The sequence below is a fragment of the Pseudomonas fluorescens genome (genome assembly GCF_012974785.1).
GTDB lineage: Bacteria > Pseudomonadota > Gammaproteobacteria > Pseudomonadales > Pseudomonadaceae > Aquipseudomonas > Aquipseudomonas fluorescens_BT.
In genome coordinates this window covers 1,233,008-1,253,645 of record NZ_CP027561.1, presented here as the reverse complement: position 1 = coordinate 1,253,645, position 20,638 = coordinate 1,233,008, and the positions used below count along the sequence as shown (strand labels likewise).

The window sequence follows — 20,638 nt, the reverse complement described above, 5'->3', positions numbered from 1 at the left end:
TAGGATGCGCGCCCTCAGGCGTCAACCAGCCGACCCTTCGTTCCACAGACCTTGGAACCCGACACAGCTATGTCATCGCGTAAATTTGGACTCAACCTGGTGGTGGTTCTGGCAATCGCCGCCCTGTTCACCGGTTTCTGGGCGCTGATCAACCGCCCCGTCTCCGCGCCGAACTGGCCGGAGCAGATCTCCGGTTTCTCCTATTCACCGTTCCAGCAAGGACAGTTCCCGCAGAAGGATCAGTATCCGTCCGACGATGAAATGCGCCGCGACCTGGAGATCATGAGCAAGCTGACGGACAACATCCGCATCTACTCGGTCGACGGCTCCCTGCAGGACATCCCGAAACTGGCCGAAGAATTCGGCCTGCGCGTGACGCTGGGGATCTGGATCAGCCCTGACCAGGAGCGCAACGAGCGGGAAATCACCCGCGCCATCGAACTGGCCAACACTTCGCGCAGTGTGGTTCGCGTAGTGGTCGGTAACGAAGCGATCTTCCGCAAGGAAATCACTGCCCAGGAACTCAGCGTGCTGCTCGACCGCGTGCGCGCGGCCGTGAAAGTACCGGTGACCACCTCCGAACAGTGGCACGTCTGGGAAGAGCACCCGGAGCTGGCCAAGCACGTCGACCTGATCGCCGCGCACGTTCTGCCTTACTGGGAATTCATTCCAGTGGACAAGGCCGGGCAGTTCGTTTTCGACCGCGCCCGCGACCTGAAAAAGATGTTCCCGAAAAAGCCGCTGCTGCTGTCCGAAGTGGGCTGGCCGAGCAACGGCCGCATGCGCGGTGGTGCCGATGCTTCGCCGGCGGATCAGGCCATCTACCTGCGCACGCTGGTCAACAAACTCAACCGTCAGGGCTTCAACTACTTCGTGATCGAAGCGTTTGACCAGCCGTGGAAGGCCAGCGACGAAGGTTCGGTCGGCGCCTACTGGGGCGTGTTCAACGCCGCGCGCCAGCAGAAATTCAACTTCGAAGGCCCGGTGGTGGCGATCCCGCAATGGCGCGTGCTGGCCATTGGCTCGGTAGTGCTGGCGCTGTTGTCGCTGACCCTGCTGATGATCGACGGCTCGGCCCTGCGCCAGCGCGGTCGTACCTTCCTGACCTTTATCGCGTTCCTGTGTGGTTCGGTGCTGGTGTGGATCGGTTACGACTACAGCCAGCAATACAGCACGTGGTTCAGCCTGACGGTGGGTTTCCTACTGGCGCTCGGTGCGCTCGGGGTATTCATCGTGTTGCTGACCGAGGCTCACGAACTGGCCGAGGCGGTGTGGATTCACAAGCGTCGCCGTGAATTCCTGCCGGTGGTCGGCGACTCGAACTACCGCCCGAAGGTCTCGATTCACGTGCCTTGCTACAACGAGCCGCCGGAGATGGTCAAACAGACCCTCGACGCCCTGGCCAACCTCGACTATCCGGACTTCGAAGTCCTGATCATCGACAATAACACCAAGGACCCGGCGGTCTGGGAACCGGTGCGCGACTACTGCGAAACCCTCGGTCCACGCTTCAAGTTCTTCCACGTCTCGCCCCTGGCCGGTTTCAAGGGCGGCGCGCTGAACTACCTGATCCCGCACACCGCCAAGGACGCCGAAGTGATCGCGGTGATCGACTCCGACTACTGCGTGCACCCCAACTGGCTCAAACACATGGTGCCGCACTTCGCCGATCCGAAAATCGCCGTGGTGCAGTCGCCGCAGGATTACCGCGATCAGAACGAAAGCACCTTCAAGAAGCTCTGCTACGCCGAATACAAAGGCTTCTTCCACATCGGCATGGTCACCCGCAACGACCGCGACGCGATCATCCAGCACGGCACCATGACCATGACCCGTCGCTCGGTTCTGGAAGAACTGGGCTGGGCCGACTGGTGCATCTGTGAAGACGCCGAACTCGGACTTCGCGTGTTCGAGAAAGGCCTGTCGGCTGCGTATTACCACGACAGTTACGGCAAGGGTCTGATGCCGGACACCTTCATCGACTTCAAGAAGCAGCGTTTCCGCTGGGCCTACGGTGCGATCCAGATCATCAAGCGTCACACCCGCAGCCTGCTGCGCGGCAAGGACACCGAGCTGACTCGCGGCCAGCGTTACCACTTCCTCGCGGGCTGGCTGCCGTGGGTCGCGGACGGCATGAACATCTTCTTCACCGTTGGCGCGCTGTTGTGGTCGGCGGCGATGATCATCGTGCCGCAACGGGTCGATCCGCCGCTGCTGATCTTTGCGATCCCGCCGCTGGCGCTGTTCGTGTTCAAGGTCGGCAAGATCATCTTCCTCTACCGTCGCGCCGTGGGCGTGAACCTCAAGGATGCATTCTGCGCGGCACTGGCCGGTCTGGCGTTGTCGCACACCATCGCCAAAGCGGTGCTGTACGGCTTCTTCACCAGCAGCATTCCGTTCTTCCGCACCCCGAAAAACGCCGACAACCATGGCTTCTGGGTGGCGATTTCCGAGGCCCGGGAAGAGCTGTTCATCATGCTGCTGTTATGGGGCGCGGCGCTGGGGATCTTCCTGGTGCAGGGCATTCCGAGCAACGACATGCGCTTCTGGGTGGCCATGTTGCTGGTGCAGTCGCTGCCGTACGTAGCGGCGCTGATCATGGCGTTCCTGTCGTCGCTGCCAAAACCTTCGGCGACGCCTGAACCGGCACCTGTCGTCTAATTCCTCGACCAAGCACTAAACGGCGGCCAATGGTCGCCGTTTTGCTTTAAGATAACCGCCATTTTGCGCGCCTTGCCCCCCAGCTTTCGGAGTTTTCCATGACGGCCCACGCCGACCTTTCGCCGACCCTCCAACTCGCCATCGACCTGATCCGCCGTCCGTCCGTGACGCCGGTCGACGCCGATTGCCAGAAGCAGATGATGCAGCGCCTGGGCGATGCCGGTTTCCAGCTGGAACCGATGCGCATCGAAGATGTGGATAACTTCTGGGCGACTCACGGCAAAGGCGACGGCCCGGTCCTGTGCTTCGCCGGCCACACCGACGTGGTGCCGACCGGCCCGGTGACCGCCTGGCAGATCGACCCGTTCAACGCGGTGATCGACGAGCACGGCATGCTCTGCGGGCGCGGCGCGGCGGACATGAAAGGCAGCCTGGCCTCGATGACTGTGGCGGCCGAGCGCTTCGTCGCCGATTACCCGGATCACAAGGGCAAGGTCGCGTTCCTGATCACCAGCGACGAAGAAGGCCCGGCCCATCACGGCACCAAGGCCGTGGTCGAGCGTCTGGCCGCCCGTAACGAGCGTCTGGACTGGTGCATCGTCGGCGAACCGTCGAGCACCACGCTGGTGGGCGACGTGGTGAAGAACGGTCGCCGCGGCTCCCTCGGCGCCAAACTGACTGTGCGCGGCGTGCAGGGACACGTGGCCTATCCGCACCTGGCGAAGAACCCGATCCACCTCGCTGCCCCGGCTCTGGCCGAACTGGCCGCCGAGCACTGGGATCACGGCAACGATTTCTTCCCGCCGACCAGTTTCCAGATTTCCAACGTCAATTCCGGCACCGGCGCGACCAACGTGATTCCGGGCGATCTGGTGGCGTTGTTCAACTTCCGTTTCTCCACCGAATCGACGGTTGAAGGCCTGCAGAAACGCGTGGCCGACATTCTCGACAAGCACGGCCTGGACTGGCACATCGACTGGGCGCTGTCCGGTCTGCCGTTCCTCACCGAGCCAGGCGCGCTGCTCGACGCGGTGTCGTCGAGCATCAAGGACATCACCGGTCGCGAGACCAAAGCGTCCACCAGCGGCGGTACCTCCGACGGTCGTTTCATCGCGACCATGGGCACTCAGGTTGTTGAACTGGGCCCGGTCAACGCGACCATCCACCAGGTCAACGAGCGCGTGCTGGCGGCCGATCTCGACGTACTGACCGAGATTTACTACCAGACTCTGATCAAGTTGCTTGCCTGATGCTCGCGTGCCCGATCTGCAGTGAACCGCTGAACGCGGTGGACAACGGCGTGGTCTGCCCCGCCGGCCACCGCTTCGACCGCGCGCGCCAGGGTTACCTGAACCTGTTGCCGGTGCAGCACAAGAACAGCCGCGACCCTGGCGACAATCAGGCGATGGTCGAGGCCCGCCGCGACTTTTTGAACGCCGGGCATTACGCCCCGGTGGCCAAGCGCCTGGCGGAGCTGGCGGCGGGTTATGCGCCGGCGCGCTGGGTCGATATCGGTTGTGGCGAGGGTTACTACACCGCGCAGATCGCCGAGGCCTTGCCGGACGCCGACGGCTACGCGCTGGACATCTCGAAGGAAGCGGTCAAGCGCGCCTGCAAACGCAATCCGGCGCTGACCTGGTTGATTGCGAGCATGGCCCGGGTGCCACTGGCCTCCGGCAGCTGCCAGTTTCTGGCCAGCGTTTTCAGTCCGCTGGATTGGGAAGAAGCCAAGCGCCTGCTCAGTGTCGGCGGCGGCCTGATGAAAGTCGGCCCGACCAGCGGCCACCTGATGGAACTGCGCGAACGCCTGTACGACGAAGTGCGCGAATACACCGACGACAAGCATCTGGCGCTGGTGCCGGAAGGCATGGCGCTGGCCCACAGTGAAACGCTGGAATTCAAACTGACGCTGGACAAGCCCGAGGATCGCGCCAACCTGCTGGCGATGACACCTCACGGCTGGCGCGCCAGTGCCGAACGCCGCAGGGCAGTGATCGAGCAGGCCGAGCCGTTCGTGACCACCGTGTCGATGCGCTACGATTATTTCGTTCTTCAATAACTTTTGGACTCGGGCAAGTAGCCCGGGGCCGGCTAAATCCGCGAATGGATTTTTCAGACCCGCAGTGAGGACATCCATGCGCCAACCGGACATCGAGATTTACCTGAAAGACGCCGACGTCGACCACAAGGCCATTTCCACCTGGTTGGGCGCAGCCCTTGGCCCGTGCAGCGACTGGGTACAAAAAGGCCAGACCTGGAAGTGCAAGGCCGGCAACATCCCGGTGACCTGGCTGCCGAAAGCCGTGGGCAAGTGGAACAGCCTGTACCTGGAAAGCGACCAGACGCCATGGGACGACGACATCGCTTGCGCCCGCGCCGCCTTTGCCGCGCTGAACGTTGAGGTGCGCTGCGCGCCGGGGACGTGGGTCGAGGAAGAAGGTGAGGAAACGGCGGATCGCTGGATTCGGATCAGCGCCGATGGTGAAGAAGAGATCACCTGGAAAACTGCGTAAAACCGGCGACACAGAACCAATGTGAGAGCGGGCTTGCTCGCGAATGCGATGTACCAGTCGATATCAATGCTGACTGACACACCGCATTCGCGAGCAAGTCGAAGCGTCGAACCGCCGCTCCCACAATGATTTTTGGTGTTCTGAAGATTTGCGTTACAAGCCTACAACGTCTTCAGCCTGCAAGCCCTTCTGCCCTTCCACCACCGCGTATTCAACCTGCTGACCCTCGGTCAGCGAACGGTGGCCTTCACCGCGGATCGCGCGGTAGTGCACGAATACGTCCACCCCGTCTTCGCGCTGAATGAAGCCGTAGCCCTTGGCGTCGTTGAACCACTTCACGTTGCCGGTTTCACGTGTTGCCATCTGTTCATACTCCTTTTTTATTATTGAACAGGCTTTTCGCAGGAAAGCCTTTGAGGAACGTCAGCCTGCGTCCGACGTCCATAAAAGGGCCCCGGCGACAGATCGCCGAGTATATGACAGGCGGCAAAACTCTCAACAGGAGATTACTTCGCCGCTTTTTTGCCGATTTTCGAGTAATCCGGCAAACTGTCGCCCTCCCGAGCAAACGCTCGGTTTATCCACTCACGCAGAAGCCGTATGACCCGTTCCCCGTTCCGCCGTCTTGTGTTTGGCACCTTGCGCCGACTGTTGTATCTCTGGGTTCGCTCCGAGACGATCAACCAGTCGTCGTTCACCCTCAACCTCGACCGCAGTCGTCCGGTGTTCTACGTCCTGCAAAACCCATCGCTGACCGATCTGGCGGTGGTCGATACCGAATGCACCAAGGCCGGACTGCCGCGCCCGGTGCTGCCGGTGTCAGTCGGAAATCTGTTGGAGCCGGCGGCGTTCTTCTACCTGACGCCGGACCCGGACTGGCTCGGTCGCCAGGACAAGCGCGGTGCGCCGCCGACCCTGACTCGCTTGGTCAGCGCGCTCACCCAGAACGCCGCCGAAGACGCACAGATCATTCCGGTCAGCGTGTTCTGGGGCCAGTCGCCTGACAGCGAAAACAGCCCGTGGAAGCTGCTGTTCGCCGACAGCTGGGCGGTCACCGGGCGTCTGCGTCGCCTGTTGAGCGTGATTGTCCTCGGGCGCAAGACCCGCGTGCAGTTTTCCGCGCCTATCCACCTGCGCGAACTGATCGAGCACAACAAGGGCCACGAGCGCACCGTGCGCATGGCCCAGCGGATCCTGCGGGTGCACTTTCGCAACCTCAAGGCTGCCGTGATCGGACCGGACATTTCCCACCGCCGCAACCTGGTCAAAGGCCTGCTCAACCAGCCACTGGTCAAGCAAGCGATCCTCGACGAAGCCGAACGCGAAAACATCTCCCTGGAAAAAGCCAAGGCCCAGGCCCTGCGCTACGGCAACGAAATTGCCTCGGACTACACCTACACCGCAATCCGTTTTCTGGAAGTGGTACTGAGCTGGTTCTGGAACAAGATCTACGACGGGATCAAGGTCAACCACATCGAAGGCGTGCAGAAGGTCGCCCAGGGTCACGAAGTGATCTACGTGCCGTGCCACCGCAGCCACATCGACTATCTGCTGCTGTCCTACTTGCTGTTCCGCAACGGCCTGACCCCGCCGCACATCGCCGCCGGGATCAACCTCAACATGCCGGTGATCGGCAGTCTGCTGCGCCGTGGCGGGGCGTTTTTCATGCGCCGCACGTTCAAGGGCAATCCGCTGTACACCTCGGTGTTCAACGAATACCTGCACACGCTGTTCACCAAAGGTTTCCCGGTCGAGTACTTCGTCGAAGGCGGTCGCTCCCGCACCGGGCGTATGCTGCAACCGAAAACCGGGATGCTCGCGATCACCATGCGCAGCTTCCTGCGGTCGTCGCGGATGCCGATCGTGTTCGTGCCGGTGTACATCGGTTATGAGCGCGTGCTCGAAGGCCGCACCTACCTCGGCGAACTGCGCGGCGCGAGCAAGAAGAAGGAATCGATCTTCGACATCTTCAAAGTCATCGGCGCGCTCAAGCAGCGCTTCGGCCAGGTGGCGGTGAACTTCGGCGAGCCAATCAAACTGGCGGAATTCCTCGACAGCGAACAGCCGGGCTGGCGCCAGCAGGAACTGGGCCCGCAGTTCAAACCGGCCTGGCTCAACGAAACCACCAATCGCCTGGGCGAAAAAGTCGCGCAGCATCTGAACGAAGCGGCGGCGATCAACCCGGTCAACCTGGTGGCGCTGGCGTTGCTGTCGACCACCCGCCTGGCACTCGATGACCGGGCCATGGCGCGGGTGCTGGATCTGTACCTGGCGCTGCTGCGCAAGGTTCCGTACTCGCCGCACACCACCTTGCCGGAAGGCGATGGCCGGGCGCTGATCGAGCATGTGAAGGACATGGACCTGCTGTCCGAGCAGAACGATGCGCTGGGCAAGATTCTGTATCTGGACGAGCAGAACGCCGTCCTGATGACCTACTACCGCAACAACGTGCTGCACATCTTTGCCCTGCCGGCGTTGCTGGCGAGTTTCTTCCAGAGCACTTCGCGCATGAGCCGCGAGCAGATCCTGCGCTACACCCGCGCACTGTATCCGTACCTGCAATCGGAGCTGTTCATCCGCTGGACCCTGGACGAACTGGATGCGGTGATCGATCAGTGGCTGGAAGCGTTCGTCGAACAGGGTCTGCTGCGTTTCGAGAAAGACGTCTACCTGCGCCCGGCACCGAGCTCACGACATTTCGTGCTGCTGACCCTGCTGTCGAAAAGCATCGCCCAGACCCTGCAACGCTTCTACATGACCGTATCGTTGCTGCTCAATGCCGGGCAGAACAGCATCAGCGCCGAAGAACTGGAAGACCTGTGCACGGTCATGGCCCAGCGCCTGTCGATCCTGCATGGCCTCAACGCCCCGGAATTCTTCGACAAGAGCCTGTTCCGCCACTTCATCCAGACCCTGCTCGACCTCGACGTGCTGCGTCGCGACGAAGCCGGCAAATTGAGCTATCACGAACTGCTCGGCGAACTGGCCGAAGGTGCAGCGAAACGGGTACTGCCGGCGGAGATTCGATTGTCGATCCGTCAGGTAGCGTTGCATCGTAGTGAAGATGCAGCGGAAACGGCATCCACCCCGCCCCGCTGAAACTTGAAGACAACTAACCGGCGGACCGGATCGTTTTCCGGTTAGTTGTTTTATGAATTAATGGGCTCTTTTAATCGATAAGGAAATCGATATGAGCCAGTTGAATGAATCCCCCCATACCATCAATGTAACGTTCAGTCTTCCACCCGACTTCAACGCCCCTCTCGACGGAAACAATGAAACCGTCGTCGATGTTCAACTGATCAATACACGGCAAACGACAAGCGTCAAACACTGGAGATATCCTTCCATCGTCGACGGTCAGTGGAACTTCCGGTTTCCCCACCGACTCACTGATGTCAGCGTTAAATATCGTGTCACCGTCCAGCTCTTTCACAACGGACAACCCTTGCTGCTGGAGCAGGAACATTTCGTCATTGTTCATCAGGCACCCCACCGTCAGACGCTGCATTTGAGTCCGATCGGTTACTTGTATGTTGAAGTGCAGGAACCCGAAATGATTCCACCCGAACAGGCAATCACTATCAGCCTGCATGAAAAAGAAAGTCCCGATGTCGAACTGGCGCGCGTTTCTCACGATGAGGAAACTGCCATTTCGTTTTATCTTAAATATGATCCAGCGCATGTTGTGCCGGGCAAACGGTATGCACTGACGGGGATAGAAAACAGGTATCACCAACGGCTGTCCGTATTTCCTGAAGCTATCGAACTTGTACCCGCGACACGTCCGCCCCAATCGCGCCTGTTGCGGGCAATCGAGCAGTGGCTGAATGAACCGTTACGTTTGTTCACTGACTCGTTATCCAAAATCCGCTAGATTTCCTTGGGCACCCCTCTGGCGCCCAAGTCTTTTGAGGTCCCCATGAAAAAACTTTCTCTTCTCGCCGCCGCCACCGTGTTGAGTGCTTGCCAGTCCACCACTCCAAGCGGCAAAGCGAGCCTCGACGGCGAAGTGTTCTACCTGCAACGCATCGCCCTGCCGCCAAGCGCGACCTTGAGTGTGAGCCTTCAGGACGTTTCGCTGGCCGATGCGCCCGCGGTAGTGCTCGACGAACAGAAAGGCCCGATCAAGGGACAAGTGCCGCTGCCGTTCCATTTGAGCTACGATCGGACCCAGGTCAAACCCGGCCACCGCTACTCGGTCAGCGCACGCATCGAGGTCAACGGCGAGTTGATGTTCATCACCACCGAAAACCATGCCGTGCAGCTTGATGGCAAGGATCCTCAGCCGCTGAAAGTCCGCGTCGACGCCGCCCGCTAAATCTTTTGAACAAGGAAGCTTTCATGCTCCGCCCTACCCTACGCTTCGCCGGCCTGTGCGCGGGCCTGATGATCTCCGCCAGCGCACTGGCCCTGTCCCTCGGCGACCTGTCGCAAGGCGACGCCACCGGCGGCCTCAAGGATGCCCTGACCCAAGGCGCGCAACTGGCCGTCAAACAACTCGGCACCCCGGGCGGCTTCAGCAACAACCCGGACGTGAAAATCGAACTGCCGGGCAAACTCGGCAAAGTCGCCGGCAAGATGAAAGCGTTCGGCATGGGCGCCCAGGTCGACGAACTGGAAACCGCCATGAACAAGGCCGCGGAAACCGCCGTGACCCAGGCCCAGCCGATCCTCGTCGACGCCGTGAAGAAAATGAGCGTGGCCGACGCCAAAGGCATCCTCAGCGGCGGTAACGACTCCGCCACCCAATACCTGGACAAATCCAGCCGCGAACAGATCCGCGCGAGGTTTCTGCCGATCGTCAAACAGGCGACCGACAAGGTAGGCGTGGCGCAGAAGTACAACGCGTTCGCCGGCCAGGCTGCGACGTTGGGCGTGGTCGACTCCAAGAGCGCCAACATCGAAAGCTACGTGACCGAACAAGCACTGAACGGCCTGTTCGAGATGATCGGCAAACAGGAAGAAACCATCCGCAAGAACCCGGCCGCTGCAGCGACCAGTCTGGCGAAGAAGGTGTTTGGCAGCCTCTAGGCCAACGCTGCACGGGAGCGAGACAACTCGCTCCCGTCCTTCAACACACTGGCTGGACTGCGTAAAAAGAACACCCACTCGCTGCCCATTTTCCTTTTCTCGAAGACCTGCAACTCGACCAGCCCGTTTAACGCTGACATCGCGGTGCTGCAAGAACAACCCAAGTGTTCACTCACGTTGCTCGCCGTAAACTCCTTCGCCACTCCGCTCTTGGCCACCTGATACAGCGCCCGCTGCCTTTGCGTCAGCCGCTCGAAAAAAACCGACGCCATCAGCCAGCGCTCAAAGTCTTCCGTGTACGCCAGGCTTTTGCGGTAGACATCCGTGAAGCGACTGACTGCACGCTGAATCACCGAACACTGAAACTCGATGAAATACGTCAGATCCAGCTCATCGGCCTCGCTATGCAAATACGACCGCCCGTACTTCACCGGCGCATTGCGCAGCAAAGGACTGATCGCAATGTAGCGAAATGCCGAAAATTCGTGCTTGAACATGAACCAGTAGAACAACGCCCTCGCAACCCGTCCGTTGCCATCGCGAAACGGATGTTCGTAGCCCAGAGAAAAATGCAGCGTGATCGCCTTGATCAACGGGTGCAGGAAGTCCTTTTCCTGAGGTGAGCCGAGTGGCTGATTGATCCAGCGTACGAGTCTCTGCAAACGCATCACCACTCCGACAGCGGGCGGCGGTGTATGCACCGTGTTGCCCTCGCCATCCTGTACCACCACTTCATCGTTCGTCCTGAAAAAACCGGGACTGTATTGCTCGTCATTGATCCCCTCGACGCCCACCCGATGCATTGCCGCGATCAAGTCGACACTCAAGGGTTGGTAACGGTTTTCCCAGGCGAAATTCATCATCCTGTAATTGCCCATGACCATGCGCTCATCCGGCGTGCGCGGCTGCCGTTGATACTTGAGCATGTCCTTGGCAACTCGCGTGGTCGTTGCCGCACCTTCCAACTGGCTGCTGGCGATCACTTCGTCTTCGATCAGATCATTGAGCAAATAACTGAAATGCGACCGTTCGCCGATCTGCCCGGTCATGCATTCCAGCGAAGCGGAAGTCGTCTGCAGATCGACGGCCGAAAGGGTTTTCCGGGCCGAGGGTGTCAGCAAATACTTGCCCCACTGCGGCGGCTCACCCAATGGCAGGAGATTGATGTACTGCGCAGCCCTCGCCCTCTTCACCAGCGCCCAACACAAACGAGCGTCCAGCCCCGGCGCCCAGCGATGGCGCAAATCCTCGAAAGGCAAATAACGCCCCCGATCATCGAGGGGCTTGAGCAGCGCCAGATAATCCACCAGATGCTGCTTGTGCGGCGCCCGCGCCAACAAGTCGAACACCGGATCGGACCGTCCTTTCAATACCGGCGGCTTCTTCACAAAAAACCTCCCGATCACTCATAAAAACAGAGAACCGAGTACAACACCCCAGACCGGACCGCCTCAATATCAGAGAATTCTGAAAAAGCTGTAGGAGCCCCACAGCATGTGGCGCAGCCGCCCCACTCAACACAATGAGCGTTAGCTCGAGTAAAGCTTTTGACGTACCGGCCCGTTGAGAGGCTGAGTGGAGGGATTTATCCGGGGGTGGGCGCGAAGCGCCGTTTGGCGAAGCCAAACACATCGAGAGGAGGTGCAGCGAAGCAAACCGTAGGCGATGCCCCGGATGAATCCCGGAGCGAAGGAACACCGAGCCAAAGCGAGGTGCCGAACGCCGGGCCCAGCGTTTTTGGTTACTTTTTTGGCGTTTGAAAAAAGTGACTCGCCGTAAGGGCGAAACCGCCAGCGGCAACACCCGAAGCAACGGATATTCACAAAAAGCACCCAGAGCATGGCCGGCCCAAAGGCCGCCACGCTCAAACAAAATCAAACCTCCTTGCGAACCCGGAACCAAGCCGCATACAACGCCGGCAAAAACAAAAGCGTCAGAGCAGTCGCCACAATCAACCCCCCCATGATCGCCACCGCCATCGGCCCGAAAAACACACTGCGTGACAGCGGAATCATCGCCAGCACCGCCGCCAGTGCCGTCAACACAATCGGCCGGAACCGACGCACGGTCGCCTCGATGATCGCCTGCCAGGGCTTGAGCCCCGCCGCAATATCCTGCTCGATCTGATCCACCAGAATCACCGAGTTGCGCATGATCATCCCCGACAGCGCGATGGTCCCGAGCATCGCCACAAACCCGAACGGCTGACGGAACACCAGCAGAAACAGCGTCACCCCGATCAACCCCAGCGGCGCCGTCAGAAACACCATCGCCGTGCGCGAGAAACTGCGCAGCTGCACCATCAGCAACGTCAGCACCACGACAATGAACATCGGCACCCCGGCGTTCACCGACTTCTGCCCCCGCTCCGAATCCTCCACCGTACCGCCGACATCCAGCAGATAACCGTCCGGCAATTCGGCGCGGATCGGATCAAGCGTCGGCATGATCTGCTTCACCAGCGTCGCCGGTTGCTCCTTGCCATAGATATCTGCGCGCACGGTTACGTTCGGCAGACGATTGCGGTGCCAGATGATGCCTTCCTCGAAGCCATATTCCAGCGTCGCAATCTGCGACAGCGCAACGCTGCGACCGTTATCGGTCGGCACCGCCAGACTCGGTAGCAGCGACAGTTCGGTGCGCTCATGCACGGTGCCGCGCAGGAGGATTTCGATCAGCTCGTTATCTTCGCGGTACTGGCTGACGCTGGAACCGGTCAGCGAACTCTGGAGGAACTTCGCCAGATTCGCCGTGCTCACCCCCAGGGCCCGGGCGCGATCCTGATCGATGTTCAGGTACACGACCTTGCTCGGCTCTTCCCAGTCCAGATGCACGTTCACCACATGCGGGTTCTCGCGCACCTTGGCCGCGACCTTGCGCGCCAGAGCCCGGACCTCCTCAATGTGCTCGCCGGTGACGCGGAACTGCACCGGATAGCCAACCGGAGGACCGTTCTCCAGCCGCGTGACCCGCGAGCGCAGGGCCGGGAACTGCTCGTTCAAGGTGTCGATCAGCCACGTGCGCAGCGCTTCGCGCTCCTCGATGGTTTTCGCCAACACCACGAACTGGGCGAAGCTCGCCGCCGGCAGTTGCTGATCCAGCGGCAGGTAGAAACGTGGCGATCCGGTGCCGACGTAGGCCACGTAATTGTCGATGCCGGCATGATCCTTGAGCATCGCTTCCAGCCGTTTGACCTCGGCGGTGGTGTTGGCCAGCGAAGCGCCTTCGGCAAGCTTCAGATCGACCATCAATTCCAGTCGCCCGGAAGCCGGGAAGAACTGCTGCGGCACGAACCGGAACAACGCCACCGAAGCCACGAACAGCAGCACAGTGAGCACGATCACGGTTTTGCGCCGACGTACGCACCACTCCACCAGACGCCGTACCCGTTGGTAGAACGGCGTGCCGTAAGGATCGGTCTGGCCGTCAGCCGTGCCGTGTTTGGCCGCGTGAATTTTCGCCAGATCCGGCAGGAGCTTTTCCCCCAGATACGGCACGAACACCACCGCTGCTACCCAGGATGCGAGCAAGGCGATGGTCACCACTTGGAAGATCGAGCGGGTGTATTCGCCGGTACCGGATTGCGCCGTGGCGATCGGCAGGAAGCCTGCGGCAGTGATCAGCGTACCGGTAAGCATCGGAAACGCAGTGCTGGTCCAGGCGTAACTGGCCGCCTTGATCCGGTCGAAGCCCTGCTCCATTTTGATCGCCATCATTTCCACGGCGATGATCGCGTCATCCACCAGCAAGCCCAGTGCGAGCACCAGCGCGCCGAGGGAAATCTTGTGCAGGCCGATGCCGAGGTAATACATGCAGGCGAACGTCATCGCCAGCACCAGCGGAATGGTCAGCGCCACCACCATGCCGGTGCGCACGCCGAGGGAGAAGAAGCTCACCAGCAACACGATAGCCAACGCTTCGACCAGCACCTGGACGAATTCGCCGACACCGGTTTTCACTGCCGCCGGCTGGTCGGAGACCTTGCGCAATTGCATGCCGGCCGGCAGGTTCTTCTGGATCCGGGCGAATTCGATTTCCAGAGCCTTGCCCAGCACCAGAATGTCGCCGCCGTCCTTCATCGCCACCGCAAGACCGATGGCGTCTTCGCCCATGAAGCGCATGCGCGGCGCCGGAGGATCGTTGAAACCACGCCGCACGTCAGCAACATCGGAGATGCGGAACGTACGATCACCGACCCGGATCGGGAAGTTCTTGATTTCGTCGACTGTCTGAAAATTCCCCGAAACCCGTAGCTGCAAACGCTCGCTGCCGGTTTCGAAGAAGCCGGCAGTGGACACCGCGTTCTGTTCCTCCAGCGCCTGCTGCACCGCTGCCAGCGGCAAGCCGAGCGTGGCGAGTTTGACGTTGGACAGTTCGACCCAGATTTTCTCGTCCTGCAAACCGAGCAGGTCGACCTTGCCCACGTCCTTGACCCGTTGCAGCTGGATCTGGATGCGGTCGGCGTAGTCCTTGAGCACCGCGTAGTCAAAACCGTCGCCGGTCAGCGCATAGATATTGCCGAAGGTGGTGCCGAACTCATCGTTGAAAAACGGCCCCTGAATCCCCGGTGGCAAGGTCTGGCGAATGTCGCTGACTTTCTTGCGCACCTGATACCAGAGATCCGGAATCTCCACCGAATGCATGGAGTCGCGGGCAATGAAGGTGACCTGGGATTCACCGGGGCGCGAGAACGAAACAATCCGCTCGTACTCGCCGGTTTCCATCAGCTTCTTTTCGATGCGCTCGGTGACCTGACGGGAGACTTCCTGCGCCGTAGCGCCGGGCCAACGGGTCTGGATGACCATGGCCTTGAAGGTGAACGGCGGGTCTTCGCTCTGGCCGAGCTTGGTGTAGGACAAGGCGCCGACAATCGCCAGCAGAAGCATCAGGAACAGTACGATCTGGCGATTACGCAACGCCCATTCGGAAAGGTTGAAGCGCATCGGGACTTACTCCTTGTCCGCCAGATTGACCACGCGGTTGGAACGATCTACCGGACGCACCTGCTGCCCTTCCAGCAGCACATGCACGCCGGCGGCCACCACCCAGTCGCTGGCGTTGAGGCCTTCGAGCACCGGCACGGTTTTCTCACCGAACGGGCCGACGCGCACCGGCGTCTTTTTCAGGGTGTTGTTGGCGCTGACGACCCAGACGTAGGTCGCGCCGTTTTCGGCCGTCAGCGCCGAAAGCGGTACCGACAGCGGGATGACATCGGCGGTCTGCACGAAGACCCTGGCGCTCTGGCCCAGTTCCGCCGGGACTTTGCCGGCGGTGAATGAAATGCGCGCAGCGAAGGTGCGGGATTTCGGATCGGCGGCCGGCGACAGCTCGCGGATCTGCCCGGCAAAGCGCTGGTTCTGTTGAGTCCACAGCTCCACCGAAACCGGCTGGCCGACCTTGAAGCGGCCGAAGCTTTGCTCCGGCAGGCTGATCAGCACTTCACGTTCACCATCGGTGGCGAGGGTGAAAACGGTCTGCCCGGCGGCGACCACTTGCCCGACTTCCACCGAACGCTTGGCCACCACGCCATCCTGGGGCGCACGCAGCACGGCGTAACTGGCCTGATTGGTCGAGACGTTGAATTCGGCTTTGATCTGTTTGAGGCGGGCTTCGCCGGAACGGTAGAGATTCTCGGCGTTGTCATAGGCCGAGCGGCTGACCATCTGCCGTTCCATCAGGGTCTTGTAACGATCACGCTCGGCACGCACCAGATTCAGATTGGCTTCGGCGGCGGTGACCTGGGCGCGGGTGGCTTCCAGTTGCAGGCGTACGTCTTGCGGATCAAGTTCGGCCAAGGGCTGATCGGCCTTCACCCGCTGGCCTTCCTCGACCAGTCGTCGGCTGACTTTGCCACCGATGCGGAACGCCAGATCGGGCTCGTAACGAGCGCGAACCTCGCCCGGATAGCTTTCCATCGCCTGCGCCGAAGGCTCTGGCTGTACCACCATGGCCGGTCGCACGCTGACTGGCGTCACCTCTTCCTTGCCACATGCCGACAATAAAAACACCAGACTGACTGGCACCGCAAAGGACAACGCATGGCGGAACATGGTGAAGGACCTTTCGCTAAGGAGGCTTGGAATAATTATACTGGCCGGTATGTTATTAATAGCAAACTCACCAGTCCAGTATTAAAAGCGAAGAATGTCGAACAATCTTTCCACTCCAAACGGCCCCGGCCGCCCGAAGGATCCGGCCAAGCGCCAGGCAATTCTCGAAGCGGCGAAAATCCTGTTCCTCAGTCACGGCTACGCCAACACCAGCATGGATGCGGTGGCCGCCGAAGCTGGCGTGTCAAAGCTGACGGTCTACAGCCATTTCAATGACAAGGAGACGCTGTTCTCCGCCGCCGTGGTGGCCAAATGCGAGGAGCAGTTGCCGCCGCTGTTCTTCGAATTGCCGGACGGCATCGCGGTGGAAAATGTGTTGCTGAACATTGCGCGAGGCTTTCATCACCTGATCAACAGCGATGAGTCGGTGAACCTGCATCGCCTGATCATGGCCTTGGGCAGTCAGGATCCCAACCTGTCACTGATCTTCTTCGAGGCCGGCCCTCAGCGCATGGTGCAGGGGATGGAACGTTTGCTGCGGCGGATTCACGAAACCGGCGTGCTGAGCATCGACAACCCGCACAACGCCGCCGAGCACTTCTTCTGCCTGATCAAGGGCGCGGGTAATTTCCGCCTGTTGTACGGCTGCGGTGAGCCGCTGACCGGCGAGGCGGCGGAAAGTCATGTGCAGGAAGTGGTCGGGCTGTTCATGCGGGCGTATCGCCCCTAGAAATTTGGAGTTTGGACTGGCCCCATCGCGAGCAAGCCCGCTCCCACATTTGAAATGCATTCCAATGTGGGAGCGGGCTTGCTCGCGAAGGGCAACAACTCGGCCTCAGGCCTTGAGCGCTTTCTTCGGATAGATATCGTAGCGGCTGGATTTGCCATCCAGCGCATGGCTCGGTTTCGGCCCTTCGATGCACGGCGCCTTGCGCGGGCGCTTGACCACCACCCGGTGCGTGGCCAGTGCCAACGCCGCTTCCAGCAAGGCCGGGGCATCCGGATCGTCGCCCACCAACGGACGGAACAGGCGCATTTCCTTCTTAACCAGCGCAGTTTTCTCACGATGCGGGAACATCGGGTCGAGGTAGATCACCTGCGGCGGCTCGCCCTCCCAATTGCGCATCACGTCGATGGAGTTGCCCTTGAGCAGCTTCATCCGCGCCACGATCGGCGCCACATCGAAGTCTTCCGCCGCTCGGGCCAGACCATCCTCCAGCAAGGCACCGATCAGCGGCTGACGCTCGATCAGGCTCATCTCGCAGCCGAGACTGGCCAGCACGAACGCATCCTTGCCCAGCCCCGCCGTGGCATCCAGCACCCGCGGACGCACGCCCTGGGCGATACCGACAGCCTTGGCGATCATCTGACCACTGCCACCGCCATACAACCGACGATGGGCCGCGCCACCCTCGACAAAGTCCACCCGCACCGGCCCCGGGGCATCCGGCCCCAGCTGTTGCAACTGCAAGCCCTGCTCGCCAACCTGCAAGGCGAATTCGCCGTCGGCCACCTGCAACGGCAGATTCAGGCGCTCGGCCCACTGCTCGGCCTGCGCTTCGAACGCCGGGCCGAGAGCCTGGACATGGATGCGGCAGGCCGCGGGTTGCTCAATCATGGAAAACACGCTCAAAAAAGTTAAGGATCGGCAAAAACCGCCGATAACCCAATCAACGCGCATTTTGCCAGAGCTGAGCGTCGACCGAAAAAAATGTCAGGCATTCTTCCCACATCGATTGGCTACATTTCGCCCAAAGGCGATTTCAGCCGTCATAACACTCAAGCATTGGGCGGCATCAGCCACCTGTGGCAGGATTTCTTCGCCCAGGCACTGACCGAACAATCGAGTGATGTGGTGCCGGCCTGTGGCACCTTCCCACCGGTCGATCTTGAAAGCCCTGAAGAACCCACCATCGGCAGCGAGCTGCACGCCCACATCATCGACCAGCGCGAATGCGATGTGGTGGAAACCGAGGTGCGTCCGCCGGAGCCGCTGTTCCTGCCGATCGCCGAAATCGACATGACACTGGCCGAGCCGTACCCTCCGTTCCCGCCGGAAGAAATCAAGACTCAGCAAAAGCAGCAGGATTTCGACAGCAGCTGGGTTCGTCCGGTCGTGATCAACAACGGCCAGCCGATTCCGGAACCGGGCCCTGCCCCGCAGAAAAAACCGCTGTACCTGCCGATTGCCGAGTTCGATCTGGATCTGCTGCAGCCTTACCCGCCGTTCCCGCCGGAAGCCATCGTCGAGCAGCAGAAAGCCCTGGACTTCGATAACGGCTGGGTGCGCCCGATCGTTCAGCAGAACCTGCGCATCGCCGCCTGATTGCTCCCTGCTTCAGCCCTTGAAAAACTGATTGGCTTTCGCGTACGACATCGACCGCGAGGTGAAACCGAACGTGCCCGACTGCTGGATTTCCTCGGCAGCCCGGAAAAACTCGCCGAACGCCGCCAGTGCCAGCGCCGAACCGGTGCTGATGCGCTTCACGCCCATTTCTTCCAACTGCTGCACGGTGAGTTTCAAGCCGCCGGACATCAACACATTGACCGGTTTCGGCGCCACTGCGCGTACCACCGCCAACACCTCTTCAGCCGTCCTCAGACCTGGAGCATAAAGCACATCGGCGCCTGCTTCGGCGAACGCCTGCAAGCGGCGAATGGTGTCGTTGATATCCGGATTGCCGTGCAGGTAGTTTTCCGCACGAGCCGTCAGCGTGAAGGGAAACGGCAACGTGCGCACTGCGCTGACGGCGGCTTCGATCCGCGCCACAGCGTGGTCGAAGCAGTAGATCGGCGCATCCGGGCGACCGGTGGCATCCTCGATGGAACCGCCCACTGCGCCCGCTTCGGCCGCTCGCAAGAGGCTTTGTGCGGACTCGGCCGGAGCGTCGGCAAAACCGTTTTCCAGATCCACTGCCACCGGTAAATCCGTGGCAGCGGCAATCGCCCGAACGTTGTTCAAGGTTTCTTCGAGGCCAAGTGCACCATCGGGCTTGCCCTGGGAAAACGCATAACCGGCACTGGTGGTCGCCAGCGCCTGGTATCCCAGACTGGCGAGCATCTTCGCCGAACCTGCGTCCCACGGATTGGGAATCACGAAAATCCCGGCACGCTCATGCAGGGCTTTGAAGGTCTCGGCTTTACGGAGTTGTTCTTTGCGGGCTTGGGCATCCATCGGCAGGCTCCTGGGCAGAAAAAACCGCCTCAGAGCAGGCCAAGTTGTTCCGCGGCGGGTTCTCTGTATAGCTCAGGCAGGGGTGGCAAGCCAGGCAAACGTTGCATCAGCTGTGCGTGAAAACGCTGCGCGAGCCTGGCCGCCAGAATGTTATCGGCGGTGTGCAGGAAGATGTACGGCGTACGGCCCTCTTCGATCCACTCGGCGATTTTCGCCACCCACGGCACCAGGAAGGGATCGTTGGCCTCAAGCTCGGGATGGCCGATGAAGCGCACCTGCGGGAACTGCGTGAACGCTGCCGGGCGCGTTGGTACTCGAGGTTTTTTCGATTGGGCGTGGATCACCGAAGACTCGGTGGACAGGCAACTGAACAACGCGCGCGGATCAAGGCAGATGCGCTCCACGCCGCGATCCAGCAGCAGGCGATTGAGCAGGCGTTCACTCTCACCCTTGGCGAAGAACTGCTCATGGCGCACTTCCACCGCCAGCGGTCGATCAAACGCGTCGATGAAGGCTGCCAATTCGGGGAGTCGTTGAGGGGTGAAGCTTTTCGACAGTTGCAGCCACAGCGGCGATACGCGTTCGCCGAGCGGGTTGAGCAATTGAATGAAGGTTTCGGCGGCGGTCAGTTGATCGCGCAAGTCACCGCCGTGGCTGATGTCACCGGGGAATTTGGCGGTGAAGCGAAAGTGTTCGGGCATGACCTCGGCCCAACGCTGCACAGTAGCGGGCGATGGGCTGGCGTAGAAGGTCGTATTGCCTTCCACGGCGTTGAACACTTGCGAATACAGACCGAGGAAATCGGAGGTCTTGGCGTCTACCGGATACAGATACTCGCGCCAGGCGTTTTCACTCCAGGACGGGCAGCCGAGGTAGTAAGGCAGATCCATCAGATGTACAGATCGAGGCCCAGCACATCTGCATCCCAATCGACAAAACCGGCGGTGCTCAGGTAGCTGGCCAGGGCCATGGCCACGCTTTTCTTCATCGCACGGTGATAAATCATGTCTTGTTGGCGGGCGGGCAGATTGCTCAGGCGATGCGCTGCGTTTTTGGCAGCACGGGCGGCCAGTTGCGCCTCGGTGGGGAATTCCAGCTCGCCGTCGATATCGTCGACGGACTCATCCAGCGCCGGATTGCCTTTGCGAGGCTTGCGCTTGATGGGGTAGGACTGAGTGGAAACGCCGTCTATACGCATAAAGTCA

General features: G+C 60.7%; 18 protein-coding genes. 10 read left to right on the top strand and 8 right to left on the bottom strand.

Annotated features, from left to right (window positions below):
* Positions 1-69: 69 nt before the first annotated feature.
* The 4 genes from C6Y56_RS05500 (at position 70) to C6Y56_RS05485 (ending at position 5,174) form a co-directional block, all read left to right on the top strand.
* The gene (locus tag C6Y56_RS05500; RefSeq protein WP_169429051.1) at positions 70-2,661 is read left to right on the top strand and encodes a glycosyltransferase; all 2,592 of its coding nucleotides are present in this window, start codon (positions 70-72) and stop codon (positions 2,659-2,661) included.
* Positions 2,662-2,759: 98 nt separating this feature from the next.
* Positions 2,760-3,911 (top strand): succinyl-diaminopimelate desuccinylase, encoded by a 1,152-nt coding sequence (gene dapE / locus C6Y56_RS05495; RefSeq protein WP_169429050.1) that lies wholly within the window; start codon positions 2,760-2,762, stop codon positions 3,909-3,911.
* Entirely contained in the window at positions 3,911-4,720 is an 810-nt protein-coding gene (locus C6Y56_RS05490; protein ID WP_169429049.1) for a putative RNA methyltransferase, read from the top strand. The genes dapE and C6Y56_RS05490 overlap by 1 nt, the downstream gene beginning before the upstream one ends.
* Positions 4,721-4,796: 76 nt before the next feature.
* The gene (locus C6Y56_RS05485; RefSeq protein ID WP_169429048.1) at positions 4,797-5,174 is read left to right on the top strand and encodes a hypothetical protein; all 378 of its coding nucleotides are present in this window, start codon (positions 4,797-4,799) and stop codon (positions 5,172-5,174) included.
* Between the two features lie 153 nt (positions 5,175-5,327).
* Here C6Y56_RS05485 and C6Y56_RS05480 read toward each other — a convergent pair whose 3' ends face one another.
* Positions 5,328-5,537, bottom strand: a complete 210-nt coding sequence (locus C6Y56_RS05480) for a cold shock domain-containing protein (RefSeq protein WP_007954750.1) — start codon at positions 5,535-5,537, stop codon at positions 5,328-5,330.
* 237 nt (positions 5,538-5,774) lie between these two features.
* On the opposite strand from C6Y56_RS05480, the gene plsB reads away from it, so the two are divergent.
* From plsB to C6Y56_RS05460, 4 genes are all read left to right on the top strand, one after another.
* Complete coding sequence (gene plsB / locus C6Y56_RS05475; protein WP_169429047.1) at positions 5,775-8,273, top strand: glycerol-3-phosphate 1-O-acyltransferase PlsB; 2,499 nt, start codon at positions 5,775-5,777, stop codon at positions 8,271-8,273.
* A gap of 91 nt (positions 8,274-8,364) precedes the next feature.
* On the top strand, positions 8,365-9,051 hold the full coding sequence (locus tag C6Y56_RS05470; RefSeq protein WP_169429046.1) for a hypothetical protein: 687 nt from the start codon (positions 8,365-8,367) through the stop codon (positions 9,049-9,051).
* Between the two features lie 45 nt (positions 9,052-9,096).
* Positions 9,097-9,495 (top strand): YbaY family lipoprotein, encoded by a 399-nt coding sequence (locus C6Y56_RS05465; RefSeq protein ID WP_169429045.1) that lies wholly within the window; start codon positions 9,097-9,099, stop codon positions 9,493-9,495.
* A 23-nt stretch (positions 9,496-9,518) separates the two neighbouring features.
* The gene (locus tag C6Y56_RS05460) at positions 9,519-10,208 is read left to right on the top strand and encodes a DUF4197 domain-containing protein (RefSeq protein ID WP_169429044.1); all 690 of its coding nucleotides are present in this window, start codon (positions 9,519-9,521) and stop codon (positions 10,206-10,208) included.
* On the opposite strand, the gene C6Y56_RS05455 is transcribed toward C6Y56_RS05460, so the two are convergent.
* The 3 genes from C6Y56_RS05455 to C6Y56_RS05445 form a co-directional block, all read right to left on the bottom strand.
* Positions 10,205-11,596: a Fic family protein gene (locus tag C6Y56_RS05455; RefSeq protein ID WP_169429043.1), complete on the bottom strand. Its 1,392-nt coding sequence runs from the start codon at positions 11,594-11,596 to the stop codon at positions 10,205-10,207. The two genes, C6Y56_RS05460 and C6Y56_RS05455, sit on opposite strands and share 4 nt — an antisense overlap.
* 486 nt (positions 11,597-12,082) lie before the next feature.
* Positions 12,083-15,151 carry an efflux RND transporter permease subunit gene (locus tag C6Y56_RS05450; RefSeq protein ID WP_169429042.1) on the bottom strand — a complete coding sequence of 1,023 codons (3,069 nt, stop codon included), beginning with the start codon at positions 15,149-15,151 and terminating at the stop codon, positions 12,083-12,085.
* A 6-nt stretch (positions 15,152-15,157) separates the two neighbouring features.
* On the bottom strand, positions 15,158-16,258 hold the full coding sequence (locus C6Y56_RS05445; protein WP_169429041.1) for an efflux RND transporter periplasmic adaptor subunit: 1,101 nt from the start codon (positions 16,256-16,258) through the stop codon (positions 15,158-15,160).
* A gap of 94 nt (positions 16,259-16,352) precedes the next feature.
* Here C6Y56_RS05445 and C6Y56_RS05440 point away from each other — a divergent pair, with 94 nt between their 5' ends.
* On the top strand, positions 16,353-16,988 hold the full coding sequence (locus C6Y56_RS05440) for a TetR/AcrR family transcriptional regulator (RefSeq protein ID WP_169429040.1): 636 nt from the start codon (positions 16,353-16,355) through the stop codon (positions 16,986-16,988).
* A gap of 105 nt (positions 16,989-17,093) precedes the next feature.
* Here C6Y56_RS05440 and C6Y56_RS05435 read toward each other — a convergent pair whose 3' ends face one another.
* Positions 17,094-17,876 (bottom strand): class I SAM-dependent methyltransferase, encoded by a 783-nt coding sequence (locus tag C6Y56_RS05435; protein ID WP_243433395.1) that lies wholly within the window; start codon positions 17,874-17,876, stop codon positions 17,094-17,096.
* Positions 17,877-17,969: 93 nt separating this feature from the next.
* Between C6Y56_RS05435 and C6Y56_RS05430 the strand changes: the two genes are divergently transcribed.
* A complete protein-coding gene (locus C6Y56_RS05430; protein ID WP_169429039.1) occupies positions 17,970-18,584 on the top strand; it encodes an energy transducer TonB in 615 nt (204 codons plus the stop codon).
* 12 nt (positions 18,585-18,596) lie between these two features.
* Here C6Y56_RS05430 and C6Y56_RS05425 read toward each other — a convergent pair whose 3' ends face one another.
* From C6Y56_RS05425 to C6Y56_RS05415, 3 genes are read right to left on the bottom strand one after another with little or no spacing between them, the layout of a single operon-like run.
* On the bottom strand, positions 18,597-19,433 hold the full coding sequence (locus tag C6Y56_RS05425) for an isocitrate lyase/PEP mutase family protein (protein ID WP_169429038.1): 837 nt from the start codon (positions 19,431-19,433) through the stop codon (positions 18,597-18,599).
* A gap of 29 nt (positions 19,434-19,462) precedes the next feature.
* A complete protein-coding gene (locus tag C6Y56_RS05420) occupies positions 19,463-20,323 on the bottom strand; it encodes a DUF72 domain-containing protein (RefSeq protein ID WP_169429037.1) in 861 nt (286 codons plus the stop codon).
* Positions 20,323-20,631: a hypothetical protein gene (locus tag C6Y56_RS05415; RefSeq protein WP_169429036.1), complete on the bottom strand. Its 309-nt coding sequence runs from the start codon at positions 20,629-20,631 to the stop codon at positions 20,323-20,325. Before C6Y56_RS05415 ends, C6Y56_RS05420 begins: the two co-directional genes overlap by 1 nt.
* Positions 20,632-20,638: the final 7 nt, after the last annotated feature.

Excerpts from the sequence above, each read along its gene's own strand:
- dapE (WP_169429050.1), top strand. The coding sequence starts at position 2,760 with ATGACGGCCCACGCCGACCTTTCGCCGACCCTCCAACTCGCCATCGAC.
- C6Y56_RS05465 (WP_169429045.1), top strand. The coding sequence starts at position 9,097 with ATGAAAAAACTTTCTCTTCTCGCCGCCGCCACCGTGTTGAGTGCTTGC.
- C6Y56_RS05490 (WP_169429049.1), top strand. The coding sequence starts at position 3,911 with ATGCTCGCGTGCCCGATCTGCAGTGAACCGCTGAACGCGGTGGACAAC.
- C6Y56_RS05485 (WP_169429048.1), top strand. The coding sequence starts at position 4,797 with ATGCGCCAACCGGACATCGAGATTTACCTGAAAGACGCCGACGTCGAC.
- C6Y56_RS05420 (WP_169429037.1), bottom strand. The coding sequence starts at position 20,323 with ATGGATCTGCCTTACTACCTCGGCTGCCCGTCCTGGAGTGAAAACGCC.
- C6Y56_RS05435 (WP_243433395.1), bottom strand. The coding sequence starts at position 17,876 with ATGATTGAGCAACCCGCGGCCTGCCGCATCCATGTCCAGGCTCTCGGC.
- C6Y56_RS05480 (WP_007954750.1), bottom strand. The coding sequence starts at position 5,537 with ATGGCAACACGTGAAACCGGCAACGTGAAGTGGTTCAACGACGCCAAG.
- C6Y56_RS05460 (WP_169429044.1), top strand. The coding sequence starts at position 9,519 with ATGCTCCGCCCTACCCTACGCTTCGCCGGCCTGTGCGCGGGCCTGATG.
- plsB (WP_169429047.1), top strand. The coding sequence starts at position 5,775 with ATGACCCGTTCCCCGTTCCGCCGTCTTGTGTTTGGCACCTTGCGCCGA.
- C6Y56_RS05445 (WP_169429041.1), bottom strand. The coding sequence starts at position 16,258 with ATGTTCCGCCATGCGTTGTCCTTTGCGGTGCCAGTCAGTCTGGTGTTT.
- C6Y56_RS05450 (WP_169429042.1), bottom strand. The coding sequence starts at position 15,151 with ATGCGCTTCAACCTTTCCGAATGGGCGTTGCGTAATCGCCAGATCGTA.
- C6Y56_RS05425 (WP_169429038.1), bottom strand. The coding sequence starts at position 19,433 with ATGGATGCCCAAGCCCGCAAAGAACAACTCCGTAAAGCCGAGACCTTC.
- C6Y56_RS05440 (WP_169429040.1), top strand. The coding sequence starts at position 16,353 with ATGTCGAACAATCTTTCCACTCCAAACGGCCCCGGCCGCCCGAAGGAT.
- C6Y56_RS05500 (WP_169429051.1), top strand. The coding sequence starts at position 70 with ATGTCATCGCGTAAATTTGGACTCAACCTGGTGGTGGTTCTGGCAATC.
- C6Y56_RS05470 (WP_169429046.1), top strand. The coding sequence starts at position 8,365 with ATGAGCCAGTTGAATGAATCCCCCCATACCATCAATGTAACGTTCAGT.
- C6Y56_RS05415 (WP_169429036.1), bottom strand. The coding sequence starts at position 20,631 with ATGCGTATAGACGGCGTTTCCACTCAGTCCTACCCCATCAAGCGCAAG.
- C6Y56_RS05430 (WP_169429039.1), top strand. The coding sequence starts at position 17,970 with ATGTCAGGCATTCTTCCCACATCGATTGGCTACATTTCGCCCAAAGGC.